Source organism: Methanosarcina horonobensis HB-1 = JCM 15518 (assembly GCF_000970285.1).
Classification (GTDB): Archaea; Halobacteriota; Methanosarcinia; order Methanosarcinales; family Methanosarcinaceae; genus Methanosarcina; species Methanosarcina horonobensis.
In genome coordinates, this window is sequence record NZ_CP009516.1 from 3552383 (window position 1) to 3568568 (window position 16186).

Annotated in this window: 12 protein-coding genes and 1 pseudogene; 3 read left to right on the top strand and 10 right to left on the bottom strand. The window is 41.5% G+C overall.

Annotated elements, in window-relative coordinates:
* Positions 1-96: 96 nt before the first annotated feature.
* From MSHOH_RS15620 to MSHOH_RS15635, 4 genes are all read right to left on the bottom strand, one after another.
* The gene (locus MSHOH_RS15620; protein WP_048141009.1) at positions 97-498 is read right to left on the bottom strand and encodes a DUF3467 domain-containing protein; all 402 of its coding nucleotides are present in this window, start codon (positions 496-498) and stop codon (positions 97-99) included.
* A gap of 179 nt (positions 499-677) precedes the next feature.
* Positions 678-3158 (bottom strand): DUF5814 domain-containing protein, encoded by a 2481-nt coding sequence (locus MSHOH_RS15625; protein WP_048141010.1) that lies wholly within the window; start codon positions 3156-3158, stop codon positions 678-680.
* A gap of 555 nt (positions 3159-3713) precedes the next feature.
* Positions 3714-4490: an S-methyl-5'-thioadenosine phosphorylase gene (gene mtnP / locus MSHOH_RS15630; RefSeq protein ID WP_048143552.1), complete on the bottom strand. Its 777-nt coding sequence runs from the start codon at positions 4488-4490 to the stop codon at positions 3714-3716.
* Between the two features lie 66 nt (positions 4491-4556).
* The gene (locus MSHOH_RS15635) at positions 4557-5696 is read right to left on the bottom strand and encodes a DUF373 family protein (RefSeq protein ID WP_048141012.1); all 1140 of its coding nucleotides are present in this window, start codon (positions 5694-5696) and stop codon (positions 4557-4559) included.
* Between the two features lie 598 nt (positions 5697-6294).
* Between MSHOH_RS15635 and MSHOH_RS15640 the strand changes: the two genes are divergently transcribed.
* Positions 6295-6609 (top strand): hypothetical protein, encoded by a 315-nt coding sequence (locus tag MSHOH_RS15640; RefSeq protein WP_048141014.1) that lies wholly within the window; start codon positions 6295-6297, stop codon positions 6607-6609.
* A 134-nt stretch (positions 6610-6743) separates the two neighbouring features.
* Here MSHOH_RS15640 and MSHOH_RS15645 read toward each other — a convergent pair whose 3' ends face one another.
* The 3 genes from MSHOH_RS15645 to MSHOH_RS15655 all read right to left on the bottom strand — a co-directional run bounded on the left by MSHOH_RS15645 (position 6744) and on the right by MSHOH_RS15655 (position 8200).
* Positions 6744-7106, bottom strand: a complete 363-nt coding sequence (locus tag MSHOH_RS15645; protein WP_048141015.1) for a hypothetical protein — start codon at positions 7104-7106, stop codon at positions 6744-6746.
* A gap of 61 nt (positions 7107-7167) precedes the next feature.
* Positions 7168-7719, bottom strand: coding sequence for a VTT domain-containing protein (locus tag MSHOH_RS15650; protein WP_048141017.1), 552 nt, complete (start codon positions 7717-7719; stop codon positions 7168-7170).
* Positions 7720-7729: 10 nt separating this feature from the next.
* On the bottom strand, positions 7730-8200 hold the full coding sequence (locus MSHOH_RS15655) for a hypothetical protein (RefSeq protein WP_048141019.1): 471 nt from the start codon (positions 8198-8200) through the stop codon (positions 7730-7732).
* A gap of 245 nt (positions 8201-8445) precedes the next feature.
* Here MSHOH_RS15655 and MSHOH_RS25330 point away from each other — a divergent pair.
* Both MSHOH_RS25330 and MSHOH_RS15665 read left to right on the top strand, forming a co-directional pair.
* Positions 8446-8658: pseudogene (locus MSHOH_RS25330) on the top strand (RDD family protein); the annotation flags it as partial.
* Positions 8659-8951: 293 nt separating this feature from the next.
* Positions 8952-9644: a 5' nucleotidase, NT5C type gene (locus MSHOH_RS15665; RefSeq protein WP_239451009.1), complete on the top strand. Its 693-nt coding sequence runs from the start codon at positions 8952-8954 to the stop codon at positions 9642-9644.
* 580 nt (positions 9645-10224) lie between these two features.
* Here MSHOH_RS15665 and MSHOH_RS15670 read toward each other — a convergent pair.
* The 3 genes from MSHOH_RS15670 to MSHOH_RS15680 all read right to left on the bottom strand — a co-directional run bounded on the left by MSHOH_RS15670 (position 10225) and on the right by MSHOH_RS15680 (position 15776).
* Positions 10225-12135 carry a VIT domain-containing protein gene (locus MSHOH_RS15670; protein ID WP_048141023.1) on the bottom strand — a complete coding sequence of 637 codons (1911 nt, stop codon included), beginning with the start codon at positions 12133-12135 and terminating at the stop codon, positions 10225-10227.
* A gap of 817 nt (positions 12136-12952) precedes the next feature.
* Positions 12953-14104 carry a PGF-pre-PGF domain-containing protein gene (locus tag MSHOH_RS15675; protein ID WP_048141025.1) on the bottom strand — a complete coding sequence of 384 codons (1152 nt, stop codon included), beginning with the start codon at positions 14102-14104 and terminating at the stop codon, positions 12953-12955.
* 496 nt (positions 14105-14600) lie between these two features.
* On the bottom strand, positions 14601-15776 hold the full coding sequence (locus tag MSHOH_RS15680) for a DUF2117 family protein (protein WP_048141027.1): 1176 nt from the start codon (positions 15774-15776) through the stop codon (positions 14601-14603).
* Positions 15777-16186: the final 410 nt, after the last annotated feature.

Consider the following 16186-nt stretch of genomic DNA (forward strand, 5'->3'; position numbering starts at 1 on the left):
AACCTCTGAACTTCAAGTTTTCTGATCAGGTTTTTTTACGGATATTAACAGTTTAAACTCGGCTTCAACAATAATACGAACCGGATAAATATGCACTTAGATGTAACCCTGAATATTGGTGCTTTCGTCAACAGATTTTGAGGGCTCCTTTCGGGGCAGTCTCGGGATTGCTCGTGCAATAGGCCCGAAAACGGATTCATACTCGTTTATATGCTGGGTCAGCCAGCGACTCAGTTCAAGAGCTGCAACCGGAGAGAGTATGACTTCGGCCTCAACGCGCCTTTCGATAACTCTGGACTCTGAAGAGTCTCCGAACATCTTCGGGGTATCATTGTAAAAACCGATCCTGAAATCATAAGGACTGTGCCCGCCTGCAGCTCCTATTGCATATATCTGCCGGAAGTCTTCAGGCTTTACAAATTCAATAGTAATGCTCTTTTTCCCTTTTTTAGGGGCTGCACCTTCAATATTTTCCCTGGATTCAACGTCTTCGGTCATAAAAATTACCTCTGTGCCTTGATCTTGTGAAAACCCCGATACTCGGGCTCTGCTCTGGACTTTGCCAGTTACTCACATACGGCAGGTTGTTTCTTGCAGGCTATTTTCCCGATACAAACAGGGATATTTACCTCTTCATCACTTATAAATCACTTGTTTCAAAAGCTTTTATAGATTTTTTAACCCTGGACTTTCTTTTTAAGTTTCTTTGCACCTTCTGCAACTTCCTTTTTCGAATGAACTCTTGCAATCAGCTCGACAGCGTCGAGGTTGCGCACGGCATTGTCCAGATATCCGAAAACATCCCCCTGGTACGCTGAGATGCCGTACTTGTCTTCAAGAGTCTTAATGATCTGGGAGGGATCCTGACCTTCCATACGCAGCCGGATAATCTTCTCCGAAAACTTCTGCTCTGCGCATCCGCAGTAAGGAGAGTCTCTGCATGCACACGTTAAAAAGTCCGAGGCAAAATTCAGCATAAGTTCCCTTATTTTTATATCCAGATGGGACAGAGATTCTCCGTCAAAGATGATATCAAGAGCCGCTCCCTGAAAGACTCTCGAAGGCATATTGACGTGCAGAGAACTTCCTATCTGGCTTGCGTACTTGAAGTATGCAGCATCGAAAAATTCCAGATTGGTTGCAATCTTAATCGGACTGTTTTCCTCAAGCACAGCGTCTCGAATAAGGAAAGCTTTGGAAACCGGAAGAAAATGAGCTGAAACAATTTTCCCGAACCGTGTAAGTGTTACTTTATTTCCCTTTTTCTCAAGGAACCTGTAACTCTGGAGGCGGGAAACCAGCCTATCCAGATCAAAGCTTCCGAACATAAGGGAATGGATACTCCTTAGATCCTGGACCGAAGAAGTAACTGCAACTGAAGCGAGCACCTCTTCAAGCTGCTCAGCTTCCCCATATTCGACTCCTGCAGAAAGCATCTCACCCTGAAGTAACTTGATTGCAACCTCTTCTTCGGTATCGGACTGTGCGCTTGAATATGACTTCCCTGGCACGGGCATAAGCACAACAACGCCCCGGTCGTGATAATCAGGCCTGCCTGCCCTTCCGCTCATCTGCAAGAAGTCCTGGACCGAAATCCAGTCTATACCCATTGCAAGGGACTCGAATATAACCTGAGAAGCCGGAAAATCAACTCCAGCTGCCAGGGCAGCAGTGGTCACGATTACAGGAAGTTCTCCTTTCGCAAAGAGGGTTTCAACCTTTTTTCTTTCATACTGAGAAAGCCCTGCATGGTAAGGAGAAGCACGGATTGAAAGGGCTCCTGCAAGCTTATGGCAATTTCTCCTTGAATTCGTAAAGACTATGGTCTGACCCCTGTGCTTTTTCGAAGAGAACATGGAATACTCTTCTTTTGCAAGCTGGGAGATCAGTTTTGCCTTTTCGCTTTCCTGGCAGAAAAGAAGATGCCTGTCTATAGGAACAGGTCTATGTTCATAGCGGACAAGCCGGGCTCCGAGTTTTTTTGCATATCCTTCAGGATTTGCAACTGTTGCCGAGAGATAGATAAATTGGGCTTCAGGCGCCACATAGCGGAGCCTTCCTATAAGCCCGTCAAGTCTGTGCCCTCTTTCCTGGTCTTCGAGAGTATGGACCTCATCTATAACAACAGTCCCGATTTTGCCGAGAAAATCAGCATTTCCTGAACGCAGCATGTGGTCTACGCCTTCATAGGTGCCCACAATAATATCGGCATTGGGGCTTGTATGCATTTTCACGCGCTGAGAGGTCTTTATGAGAATTGCACCGATTTTGATAGAGGTTGTCAGCCCAAGCTTTGAATAACGTTCTGTGAACTGGTCGTATTTCTGGTTTGCCAGAGCTACAAGAGGAACCAGATAGAGCATTTTCCCTTTCTTTTCCAGAAGGTTCTGGACCCCTGCCATCTCCCCGATAAGAGTTTTCCCGGTTGCGGTTGCAGAAACCACAAACTGGTTTTTTCCTTCCAGAAGCCCGGCTTCTACAGACAGTGCCTGCACCGGGAGCAGGGTTTCGGATTTATGGAGGAGCATTTCTTTGAACTTTTTTGCAATGGGAAGATTCTTTACCCTGACAGTGGCTTCTGAAGGGGTTGTCCTGATTGTATCATACTTTGTGAACTCCGGGTCCAGCCTCTCAGGACTCAGCATGCGGATTGTTCTGTCAAGGTCTCTGGTTTTGTGGAGAACCTGCTCAAGGAAATCCACGGACTTCTCCCCGTACTGTGCACCTGCTGAACGGACTGCCCTCAGAAGTTCTTCTTTTGCACAGTCTGCACATATAAGCTCATCGTGGTACTTGATTGACTTGCTGTTTACAAAATTGAAACGCTTATTGATCCAGCAGTGTTTGCAAATCTTTACTCTATCTGCACTGAGCTGAAAACCTTTAAGCATCTCAAGGAAGGCCTCTTCATTTGCAGGGTCCCCTCCTTCTGCCAGCATGATCCTGTTTGCACTGCGCAAAATCTCTATGAACTGCTGGGGAGGGATAAACTCCTCATTTTTTTTGCCGGTAAGAAGCCTGATTTTGTGAGGACGTGGACCTTTGTAACTCTCCTTTATATGGAGTTCGGCCACGGAAAGAGGCTGCTTCATCCGGTCCTTTATTGTCATTACTATAATTTTTGATTTTTCGGCGTAACCGAGGACCCACAGTGTCATTGTTTATCCTGATATTTGAATGGTATAAGTAAGCTTCCTTTCCGAATTTGAAAAATAACATGTCTCTATCTATTTGACGTCTCCATTTGACGTCCGGTACTGCTAACACCTGTAAAGTTGAAGTGTGCATGTATACTTAAAAGAAAAAATATGCGGACGTTTTCAGTAATTCTTCCAGGAAAAAACACTTTTCAGGGCATACCCCCAGTTTTCTCTGGTGTATGCTTTTCTGAGCGCTTTCTTCAGAACGTCTCCACAGTATCTCTTTATATCACATTTATCATATTTATAATTTATTACTTAATTATTATATAATAATCGTTGAGGCTAGTTTACATCATCAAAATCTTGATTTTAAAGATAAGGAATCTTCGTCCAAAGTGGCAGATAGGTTCAGTTCAGTTGAAATGACAATTGAGCTGGATCAAGAGATCTGGTTAAATAAAGAAATTCAACTAACCAATTTCCAGTTAAATAAAGAACTCGCACTAAAAAGAGAGTACAGAGAGAGTTTCATGTTTAGTTGAGACTTTTCCCATTCACTCTCCTGAAGTTTTAAAGGCAGGCTCCTTCCTTTGCAAATCTGCACATGCAGTTCCTGGTCTCTGGAATTTTTCCGATTGCATCCGAGAGGATTTCGAATATTGAGTCCTGAGCTTTTCCGACAACTTCTGTGACTTCATCTGCAGTTAATTTCTGTGTTGCCATCCCGCACGCCTGGTTTGTAACGATAGCCAGGGAAGCGTAACATAGGCTTAGTTCTTTTGCAAGGACCACCTCAGGTACGCCCGTCATACCAACGACATCTGCAAACTGGCTCATCATTCGTATTTCAGCTCGAGTCTCAAAACGGGGACCTTCTGTGCAGGCATAAATGCCTTCCGTATAGGAAAGACCCTGTTTTCCCAGAGCATACTTAAGGGCTGCCTTTATTTCAGGACAATATGGTTCGGTAACATCAACGTGAACGGTTTTCTCGTCATAAAAGGTAGAAGATCTGCTACGGGTAAAATCTATGAAATCATCAAGCACTACAAAACTGCCAACAGGGTGCCCGCGCATTGATCCTACCGAATTTGTTGATATTACACGTTTTACTCCAAGAGAATGTGCGGCCCAGACATTTGCCCTGTAGTTAACCCTGTGAGGCGGGATATGGATTTCTTCAGCGTGCCTGGGAATTATTGCAACCCTTTTTCCTTTTATACTGGTAATATAAGCGGTAACTCCCCCATAGGGAGTTTTTACCGGATGACTTTCACAGTCCCTGTATGAACTGAAACCCACACCTCCAAGTACTGCAATCTCTGCAACTTCATCTACCGTATCCATTTTTAGATCTCCTTTCCCGTGTTTTAACATAGACCTACTAATTTTAACCGGTCGGTTCTGCGAAGTTCATAAAACTTTTTTACTTTTTCTTCTTCCCCTCACTCTCTTTTCATTTTCCGGAGCCTGGTTTGACAGAGAATACTTTATCCCTGCAAGAGCAATGAGGATTGCAATTGCGATCGAATATACGAAGTACTGCAATGCAAGGGTGGGATCGCTAAAGGTGCCGTCCGATAAGGAGGCTGCTGCCAGGATGTATGTGCTTGCCCCCCAGAAGAGTAGACCAGTTGCGATCACAAAGAGGGAAATCGAAATATTCCTGTATATGGGCCTGCCGTCTGTTTTGAGATCGAAAATCTTTCCCATGTCCGCAAGCAGCAAAGCTACTGCATACCACCAGACAGAGACATTGATGAAAACTGAGATAAGAGTCAGGGTACCATGGTACCAGACCCCTTCTGCAGAATAGAGCTTCCATACCTCCATAGCTCCGTATACTGTGGCTACAAGACTGACAAGCAGGGCAGCAGTATAACTTATGAAAACCATTCTCTGCTCAAGGAAAGCATCCCATAGCTTTTCTTTCTCAAGGGCGACAATATCATCGAGACCAAAGCCCCTGTAGAGCATGTAAAGTCCTACAGCTGCAAGAATTCCTACAACTGCCCCTTCGGGATAACGGGCAAGCAGGAAAATGGCATAAATGAGAAAGGCAAGACCCAGAGGCACGAAAAAAGTTTGAGATATCTTGGGATCGCTGAAGGCATGTTTGAGAATATAATATGTGCTTTCCAGGTTTTCGCTCTGCATAACTACAATTCGTTTCACGGAGTCGATTTTCATTCTGGACTGCACTATAGGGACAAGAGTCTCATCTTCTGCTCCATCCGAGACAAAAATCGCTCTCTGCACCTCGTTCATCTGGAGATAAAGTTCGAGCTGTTCGGCGATTTTCTGGTCAGAGATTACTCCAACATTCTTGTCCCCTGCAAAAGAGACTATCTCCGCATCAACTCCTTTTGCCCGAAGCTCGTCAAGGATTCGGATCCCTCCGAAGATAGTATTTGTATCCGAATCTTCAGGGTCGGCAATCCCGAGTGCAACTGCTGCCTGAACATTTGCCTCCCTCCCTACAATGGGAGTTCCCATTTTCGCTTTTTCGCCGAGATCGTTATCCCGATCTATGCATATAACTAAGGTCTGCATGTCTCCTCAATCATTTTTATGGAGGTATTCTGTCCCGGAGATCCAGTTCTTTGCTGAAAAATGTATCTTATCACGTTTCGACTTTCTCAGCTTGCAGGGAGTAAATTACAGGACCCATATTTTTATATTTGCCGGATCCTTTTCTTCCCGGAAATTTCTACCTGACCTGACACACTCTTTTAATTTGTTGAACTTCCTTACTCATTACAAGCATACTATTTTAATTTATAGTTTATAAGCTTGTAGCGTAATGGAACTTGTTTCAAAAACCAGTCTTGACCATCATGGGTTTTTACAACACTGACTTGAGAAGGACTGAAAATCGCAAAAAACTGCTGATTGAAGTTTAGTCATAGATATATAAATTTGTTTTGCATGTTTGAAAGTGAGCGAGCTCAAAATCGCTCTTAACTTTCCTGATTCTCAGCTGCAGACTTATTATCCGAAAACGATTTTCTATAAATTGCAAAGACCTTAACTTTCAAGGATAATATTATAATTCTGGATGCCAATATATAAGTGTCTAAAAAACAGGCTCTCTTTATAGGAGAGATTATTGAAAGATTATTATCATTATTGAACATTTAAAGGGGTTTATATGGCAGAAATAGTTGAAACTGAAACAAAAGAAACCGGTAAGAAAGGTTTCAATATTCAGGAGAAAATTAGAAAAACAGGAGATGATGTTGACAGCCTTGCAAAAAAGACAGGGGATGAAGCCTCAAAACTTGCAAAGAGCATAAATGGGGAAATAAAGTCGTTATCGGGGGAAATAAAGTCTATTGATGTAAAAGATGATGTAAAGAGCATTACCGTCAGGGTCGAAAAACTGGTTGATGCAACCGGAGACAATGCGAAAAAGCTTGCTTCGGAGATCAAGGCAGATATCAAAAAGCTGATGGATAAAATCTGAGGCTGATTTAAAGAAAAAAATCAAAGCAAATAAAATAACAGATGAGAAGGCGAAGTATTCTCTTTGTTTTTACCTTGATTTTATTTTCTTTTTGGCTTTCAAAGTACAGTTCTGAAAGTCTACTTGAGTTTTACTTAATACCTGCTTCCCTGAGCATATACATTATCCACGATCTCGCCTTCGATTACAGTAACTGTCACTGTAGCTGTATCGACAACAGACAGATCTTTTTCGGAAACAAGGTCAAACTCATATGTGAACTGCCAGCAAGAGAAACAATTTAGATCCTTAGCTTCAATAAGAACTGGTTCCGTCAGGTTGTAGGTTTTGTAAGAGTCAAGATCTCTTACATAATTTTCGGCTATCTGCCTGCTCTCTTCTTTCGTGGTCTCGTTTAATTCATTGTTGTTTTCATCATTGCTTTCAGTACAGCCGGATATGACAGCAAAAACGCAAACAATTATCAGGAGAAGGTAGAAGATGGAATAGTTTTTCATAGTGTATCATCCTTTTTACCTGTCTTTTATTCTCAAAGTATCACCCAAGTTAACTCTAATTTTAAAGCTTCAGGATCAAAGTCGTCGAAAAAATGTAGAACGCATTAAGTACTGATTCTCCCATAAAAACTCCCATCAGACACTTGAGCACAGGTATTCTCAGACTTGATCCGACATACACTATCAAATCAGTCGGTACAAGCGGGAAAAAGCTCCAGCCGACAATTACCGGGAGTTCTTTGTCGGTGATGCCTCTCTTTATTTTCTGGACATATTTTCCGTACTTTGTTTCAAAATATAAATCAAAGCCGAGGTATTTGGAAAAATAATATACTATGGTAGAGGAACTCAGGATTCCTGCCATATTTACGAAGAAGAGTTCCAGAGGGTCGAATATCAATACACCTGCCAGAAGAAGGGGAGTCGAAGGGATCATGGTAAGACCTCTGGCTGACAGGAGAAGAAAATAGATACTCAGTGCTATGTAATGATATTCGTCGGAGAGTTCTTCCAGGAAAAGGATATTTATTTCGTCCGGGAAAATGAAATATGCTGTTACCCCTCCCGTTATAAGGAGCAGCCAGAGATAAAAAGCGAGCTTTTTCGGGTTCATTTCTGATCGCTCACTTCCTTCCCTGATCTGCTGGCGGTTTCATATCCTTCTGAAAAACTTCGCATCTTTTTTCATCTACATGATGTACTTTTCTGGTACTTACATAAACAAGATCAGTATACTTATTTATCCCATAAAGTGTATAGGTGAAATTGTCCTCAGGGTCCTGAATATCATAAGTAACTATCAGAAACTCATCTTTCTTATTGGAAGTCCCGTAACGGCTCTCAAAAAGATCTATAAAATCGTCTTCCGGCCTTAATGACACGTTTAAGTGTTCCAGTGCAAATTCTTCTTTTGTGTAAGTTTGAAACTTAAATTCGTGGGGATCGGTCCCGCTGTGCTTAACAAGTAAACTAACGTGCGCATTAAGGAAAAAAGGGTGAGAAAAAACCAGAATACCTGATATAAAAATAAGTATGGACAGAGTTAGAAAGGTATAGATTGCAATTTTCAGGTATTTTTTCATTTTTCCTGTCATCAACCTGATTTAGTTTTGTAATAGTTATAAATATAATCCTTTAATGAAATTGCCCCTTTCATGAGAAGTAAAATAGAAATGAAGTCGAAACAAAACTTAGAATGGAATATAATATAAAATTAGGCCTTTTAAGTTGCTTCCTTAAGTTTTAATGATTAAACAGGATATCTGTTCATAATAAATAATTTTATAATTCATTCCTGCTTTCCTGGAACTAGTTTGCTTATCAGGAGAGTTCAGCCAGTCAGGGTACAGTTGGCAAACAGGCAATGAACATTGTTGTAATGGACCTTAATGGAAACAGAATATCTTTTGACTGTGCAGCGAGGCGTTTTGTGGGAAAGATTCTGGCTTCTCTTCCTTTTTTTGCAGGATTTTTGCCAATTCTGTTTGATGAAAAGAGTCAGGAGCTGCATGGCAAATTTGCAAAAACCCTGGTGATCGTTCGGGAGGATTGAATTCCATTACCGGGCTTTTTTCATTCTTATATATTTTTTGTTCTTTTCTTTATTTCTCTTTTTCGTATTTCTTTTTTGAATTCTCTATTTTCTATCTGACTTTTCCATTCAGCCTTATTTGTAGCAATTTTCATTTTTTTATGCCTTAACAGTTAATTATATTATTTAGAATGAGTAAATATTTTTATCATTCCTGCTATAGTAAGTAGGAAACTATTTGCCGTCAGAGAGGATAAGGAACGGTTGTTATGTCCAGATATTTTAATCAGAGCAGATTTACAGAGAAAATTTCTATGAAGCTTAACCCTACTTCAACGGATTATATCAAGAGTAATTCAGTTCAGAACAGCCCGGTTCAAGATTTTTCATTTCAGGATTTCCCTGCCCGGAACAGTCTAATTCAGGGCAGTTCTTTAAGTCTTTACAGTTCCTCTCAAGCCGATTCCTCTGACTCGCTCTCTTTCGGGCAGGACTTACAACTGAAGGTTTTTCTGGACATGGACGGAGTACTCACAGATTTCACAGGCGCGTGCGAGAGATTAAGTGAACATATGATGTTTTGGTACACTGCCGATAAGGAACGTTTCTGGAGGCACATTACAGAGGCAGGAGCCGATTTCTGGTCAGATATGCCATGGATGGCAGGAGGCAAGGAGCTACACGGCTTTCTAAAAAGTTCCGGTTTACATCCTACGATCCTTTCTGCTCTCCCAAACCCGGACCGAAAGGCTGCTCTCATTAATGCCAGAAAAGGAAAACTGGAGTGGCTGAAAAAAGAACTCGGAACTCCATACGCAAATAATGCAATTCTCTGTTTCCGTCCTGAAAAAGCTCTCCAGTCCGGAACCTCAAGAGTCCTGATCGATGACAATCCTGATAATATCCGAGAATGGGAAGAAGCAGGAGGGACAGCTGTCCTGCATAAGAGTGCGGATCGAACGATCAGATGTTTGGGCAGAATCGTCAAAAAAGAACAGACAGCCTGAGTTCAATACCTTTTATCCTCTGTACTTATTCTTCTGCGAACCTGATAGAACTCCACTGAGGTTTTGCTTCCGTCCGGAGAAAAGTACTTTATTCCAAAAATATTCTGGCACTACTCTAACTGTTCTGAAACTAATCTGGAAACAATTGTGGCTTGAAACATTTATGGACGGAAGCATCGTTAATTAGAACCCTGTCTCTCAATTTAAATTAACTTATCAGGATAACGAACCTTAGCTTCAGGGCTTATTTTCGGGTTGACAGGTTAAGGTTCAGACTAGCACCTGTTGTTCACGCGAGTTTTCTCGATATTGTGTTGTTTTATCTTTCTTACCCCAAAAACTAATAATCGTTAGCCCGATCATCCGAATTAAGTACTAAAACCGTATTTTTTATATTGTTTCTGCTCTCGCCAGCTTCTGACACCTTGATCACATGAAGAGCTCCTTTTCATCTGGCGGGAGCATTTAATCCTTATCATTTTCTTTTATACGGTTTTAATTAAAGTCCTGGAAGGGAAGAGCTCTAATCTCTTCCATTTTCCAGAAAGTAGAGTTTTCGCCTTCAGATTCACCTTTTACCTTATCTTTTCCGGAAGCAGAATGCGATTCCTAAAAGTCCGCTCAGTGCGAGAGAAACTTCGAACCCGGGTGTTGCTGCCTCTTCAGCTTCTTCAACTGGTTCTTCAGCCATCGCCCCCTCATAGACTGCATTCCTGTCATAGGGTGAAGAAGCAGCAGGTTTCGGCTGGCCTGCAGAGGGAGTAGACATTGCTCCGTCCATTAAAGCCTCTCCTTCCGCAGGCATTTCCATAACTTCTTCGCTTACGGAGTCAATAGTTTCCGGATTTGCCAGCTCAGGCAGCTCAACGAAAAGGGAGGTATAAGGAGTTACAAACCCGAATTCCAGGGCAAGTCCGGTTACTTCGGACACAAGGGCTTCGTTTTCTCCTTCGACTTCGATCCTGTCAAGGAGAGAATTTATAGTTGTATAAGCCCAGAGCCTTGGGATGAAGGAGTTTGCAGCCTTTGGAATTACAGAAAACTCTTTTGAGAAACTCCTGTTGCCTGTCCTCGTGTTTGCAGAGATATCTGCGCGGATAGTGCCTGCCCCAGGACTGTATTTTCCCAGAACTATTGTATCTGAGCCAGCAAAGAGGTTCTTTTCCCCGGTGTTTACGATTTCAGAGACCTCTCGTCCATAGGAGAAGTCCATATCCGTGATCAGAGGAGTCGAGATCGTTTCATAGAAGCTGCCTATTTCTTCTGCTGCATTAGCTTCAGGTGAGAACCACTCCGCAGTCCCGCAGTTTTCAAGGCTCATAGCCCTCAGGAAATGGTAATTGCTTTCGTCCTCGATCCCGAAGGCAATCGAAAAGATAGAAACCTGCGCGGTATTTGCATCCTTTATGTTCTGACGGATTGCGTAAGGGGAAACAACGCCTTCGGTTGGCTCCCCATCGGTCAAAAAGACTATAATCGGAACCCTCTCACTCTCCGGACTGAACATCCCGAGAGCTGTCAGCAGGGCTTCGTTAATGTTCGTGCCCCCGTTTGCATCAAGGCTGTTTACAAAGTCCAGGGCTCCTGCCTTTTGTTCCAGGTCAGCTTCCATAAGGGTTCCGGAATAACTCTGAACCGTGGAGTCAAAGAAGATTATGTTGAAATAGTCTCCGGGAGGGAGGTCTTCAATAATATTTCCGAAAACTTCCTTTACCTGCTCGATTTTGTACCCTTCCATAGAACCGGATTTGTCGAGCACGAAAATTATCTCCTTGTCCATAGCTGAAGTCCCGAGATCTGCTTCCTCCGGGGAAAAGACATGCATGAAGTATCCCTCACTCCCATTTTCATAAAACAGCATGTTTCCGTTCAGGGGAGGGTTTTCAGTATCAAACACGACCCTGAGTTCCGAAGCAGAAAGAGAATCCGTCTCATACCTTACCTGCCCTCTGTTTGCCGAAACATACTCAACCTTAGCTGCCGGAAAATCCGGGACTTCCAGCCGGGTGAGCTGATTTTCCGAATTGATGTTTATGGTTACAGAGAGGTACCCCGCGGACTTTCCACTATCCAGGAACTGTACAAATTCGTACTCCCCGAGGGTTTTTTTAAGAGCCTGTTCGTAGGTCAGCTTGACAATAATACTCTGCCCAGGTTCAAAGCTCAGAGCATAAGAAAAAAGATTCTTTTCCTCAGTTTCCAGTAGCCCTGCAGTCCTGCCTGCCAAGGCTGCAGCATTGAACCTCTGCGAAGCTTCTTCTTTTTCCAGGACATCGGCTGTATATTCCTTTCCGTCAATTGTTAGGGAAAATCCCGAAATAAAAGCCTCCTCCGGAATCAGGAAACTGAAACTATCTTTAACTGCCGAATCAGCAGGATTGGAAAGCTTTTCTTCAACAGTGGTACTGGCATATCCGTCGTTTACGTCCGTGCTGAGCTTCAGGTATTCTACAACAGGGCTGGCTGCTCCTGCCTGAGCACCTACAAGCAAAACCAGGCAGATTATAAAAATTCTCTTAATCTGGTTCTTTGTTTGATTCTTGATCTGGTCTTTAATATGAAATCCCCCTCAATTCAATCCTGTGAATATGTAAAGTAATCTGTGGCACTTCATGCCGGAACTTAGAAATAAACCGAAAAAAAGCTTATTCAGTTTTTTAGTGAAAGATAGAGCACTGTTTTATTTATATTTGACCTTGACTGCGGATTATTTCGAAGCTATTGAGAAAAAGAAAGACTATTCAGTGATGAAAAAATAAAATTGAAATTAATCGAGGTTCAGGTGGATCACCTATTTAATATCCATAAAACAGAAAAGGAAAAAAACAAGAAAGAAAAACCAGTTGGCTGCATTTTTTAAGACTTAAATTAAATTTTTGAAAATGATAAATTTAAGAAGATCTCTGTAAATAGGGCCCTTCTTTTTTCATACAGTCGAAAAGCTGCTTCCGCCTGAAAAGAAGAGTTATTGGGAGACATCCAGCTGTGGAAATTTTGGGTTGGCGGAAGCACTATTAACAAAAACACATTTTTATTATTTATGTTCGTTTATCCGGATAATAGACCTTAGCTTTGAGCTAATACTCAGATTAGATTTCATCTCAAGTCAGGTATGGTCAGGTCAAGATTTTTGCTATGCAGCTAAACTTTTTATGATTCATTTGAAGCTTGCTTTTATTCAGGTTGAGGCTACTTGCTAATGCTCTTTTTAGACCTTTTTTCCTAGCATGCCAGAAGGAATCTTTCTTAGCCAGGTGCTGTTGAACTCCAAATTTTTCCGGAAATAAGATTTATAGCCGCTTCTTTAATTAAATATAAGAAAACCAGTTTTTCTCCTGCAAGGTACGGATCAAGTCCTGGCAAATCTCTCTAAATTTCATTTCATAGACTTCAATTTCTGCAAGGATGCCTGGACCTTTTTCCTCAAGGCTCTTGGCAGCTACTGATTCCAGGTTTTCAGCAGTATACTTCAACTTTTCACCTGCTCTTGTAACTGGAGTCATTCCAGTATCCTTATTATCTTCGTCCGATTTTTCGCCAGTTACGGCAAAGTGAGAAAAGCCCGTAGTTTCAGCTTCCAGATAAAGATATCTTTCATCCTCATCCAGTTTTTTTACAGGCAGAGACACCCAATTCTTTCCATCAAAATATTCAAGGACTATTGAATCTGCGTCGATATTGTTTTCACTTACCCTGGTTTTATCCACCTTGAAGCCGATCATGGCGTTTTCTATATTTTCCGAAGTTGCAACGCCATCGTTTCCAGCCCATATATTCAGATAGCAATAGATTTCACTATCAGGTGTATCCGGTGTAAGAGTTGAACGCTCTTTCAGCATCTCAACAATTGTCGTGATTTTTCCAAGGTTTTTTTTCGCGTCAAACTCTACATATTTTACGCAGGTAGCATCCTGTGTGAAACTAAACCTGATCCGGCTGCTGCTTGTTACATACTGTTGAGAGAGCTCTTTGGCTTCCACATTGCCGGCGGGTTCCGGGGATACCGTTCCCCCACCGGAAGGACTGCTGCCGGAAGAACTCTTACCGGAAGAACTTCCCTCAGACGTGTAAACTTCTATATGAACAGGAATGATAACCCCTGTTCCAACATCTTTTCCAGGCACAGTACATGGGACTTTTATCTTGCAGTCTATATCCTCTTCAACCGAAGATGGGATACTGAGAGTAAACTTAACTTCTTTATTTTCTCCTGCACTCAACTCAAAAGAAGAGGCAGAAAATGTGAACCAGCTACTGTAAGCACTTTCATCTACGAAAACATTGTATGTTGCAGTTTCAGTTCCGGTATTTATTACATACAGTGACTGCTCTGCTGAGGTTCCCGGAGCAAGCCTGTAACTTATGTTTCCTGGGCTCACTCCAACACCTATACCAGAAGCCACAGCCGTTTGCACCAGAACTATAAGAGCAAGGATAAATAACACAGCTTTTACTTTCATTCGTAAACCTCAATATTTCCTGATCCATATTTATGCACACTATCTTGTTTGTACGTCGAATCTATCCTGAAGCTTAACCTATGATAAAAGAGCCAGAATTATGAAGGATGCAGAGCTAAGGCATTCCGTCGTTTTAACTCGATTTGTTAATTCTGCAATTCAAAATGCTTTGGTTTCGTACCGGATTTCACATTAGCAGAATTTCCGGTACTTTGAAATGTATCTTTGGCCCTATTTTTTAAAGTAGTAAACATTTTGAAGTTCTTATATTAAAAATATTTGCTTTTGTACTATTTATTAAAATATATTGTTCATTAAATTTCATTTATTAACATTTTATAAGAATTATTTCGAAAATATTAACAATTATCAGTTACAGATATTACGATTCTTTTTATGATTCAGGCTGGAAATAGTCTGGAAAAATATTAATCTCTGCAGGCCAGATGGACATCAAGAGATATCTTTTTGGGTTTTAACTCAGTAAAGTAAGGGCTCAGTATTCTGAGATGGATTTCAGAGAATCCTCTGCAAAGTTTATGATTCTCAACTTCAGATCCTCAATATTTTCGAAAAACGAGGTGTACCTTCCTGAGAAAATTTCTTCCTTAAGCTTTATCCCGAGCTCATCATCCTTTCCGGGCTTTAAAAGCAGGACCATTGAACCCGAAGCATAGTTCACTGCAGTTGCAAGTTCATCACAGTCCCCATCTGTAATCCCAATAACAGGAATTCCAAATCTGGATAAAATACTTCCGGCAATCTCGGTTGTATCATCTCCAATAGTGATGGCAAGTCCTGCTCCTTCCAGTATCTCAAGTGAACGTTCAGCGCAGTGATCTATAAGAATGACCTTAGTTCCACTCTCTGAGACTTTTTCCTGTAAAAAACTCTTTTTCAAAGAGGTACTTTTTGTTACTCCTCCATTTTTGTTTACTGGTAGGTTTTCGCAGACTTCAGGATTTTTTCGAGAAGCTGCAGTTTTTACCCATGCCCTGGACATGTCTACAGGCACTCTTTCTTCATAATTATGAAGAATTTTAATACCTTGCTCTTTTATGACTCCTCCCTCCATAGAAATCAAAAAGCCGTCCTGGGATATGAGAGCGACTTCAGAAGAAGTGGCTTTTCCAACTACAAACCCTTCAACCATTATATTTGCCCCTGGAAAAGTTGAAATTCTTCTCAGAACCCGCCTTCCCTGGTCGCTTATTTCTATAGAGGTGACGGGCAAAGGAGGCTGAGAAATTTTCAGGTTAAGAAGGCCTGAAAATTTCTCTATATGAAGTTCTGCAGCCCTATTCCACGCAATGAGTTCACCATCAACACATCCTGGCCTTTCAATCTGGATTAGAGGCTTTTGTTCAGGATTCTGTATATGTGAAACCACGATTCTTCCGAAAATACGGCCGGTTTGAAGTTCGCGGCCATGGTTCAGAAGGCACACAAGGTCATTTGACCTGAAAAGGGCCTCGATACAGGCACTGGGCTTAAGAACTTGCTCGATTTCGATCAGGTTCTCAAGGCCGGCATCAATTGCCGCAACTTTTCCCATTGTACCGCAGAGACAGGCATTTATGCAATTTTCCCTGGATAGAAGCGTAAGAATATTCTTTACTGTCTGGGGCGAATCCATAAGCTGAAGGTTATGAATTACAATTCCAATCTGCATACATATAAGACATATATAGTCAAACTAATTATACTCATCGAATTTATTTTGTATTAATAAACAGATAATTTTTACGAATATTTAGAAATATTCATATGTACAACGGCGAAATCTCCGGAAGAAACCTCAGAGTTTTTTCGGTAAACATAATTGCAGTTGGTTGATAATTTAATTTTAGATTGTTTGAAGAGAACACATTTTCTTCTGGCATAGTGTTTGCTTTAAAGGAAAAATTCTCACTAAGAATCAAAAAAGCTATATATTCAGAATTTATGTTAATTAATTTAGAGATAGTAACATGAAATATTGTAATTTTCAGCGTTATTTATTCAAATATTATGAATTCGTGCAGTTTGATATGAGTTGACCTAGCCCTGCTCTCTTGCAGGAATTGGAAAAAGGATTGGTGA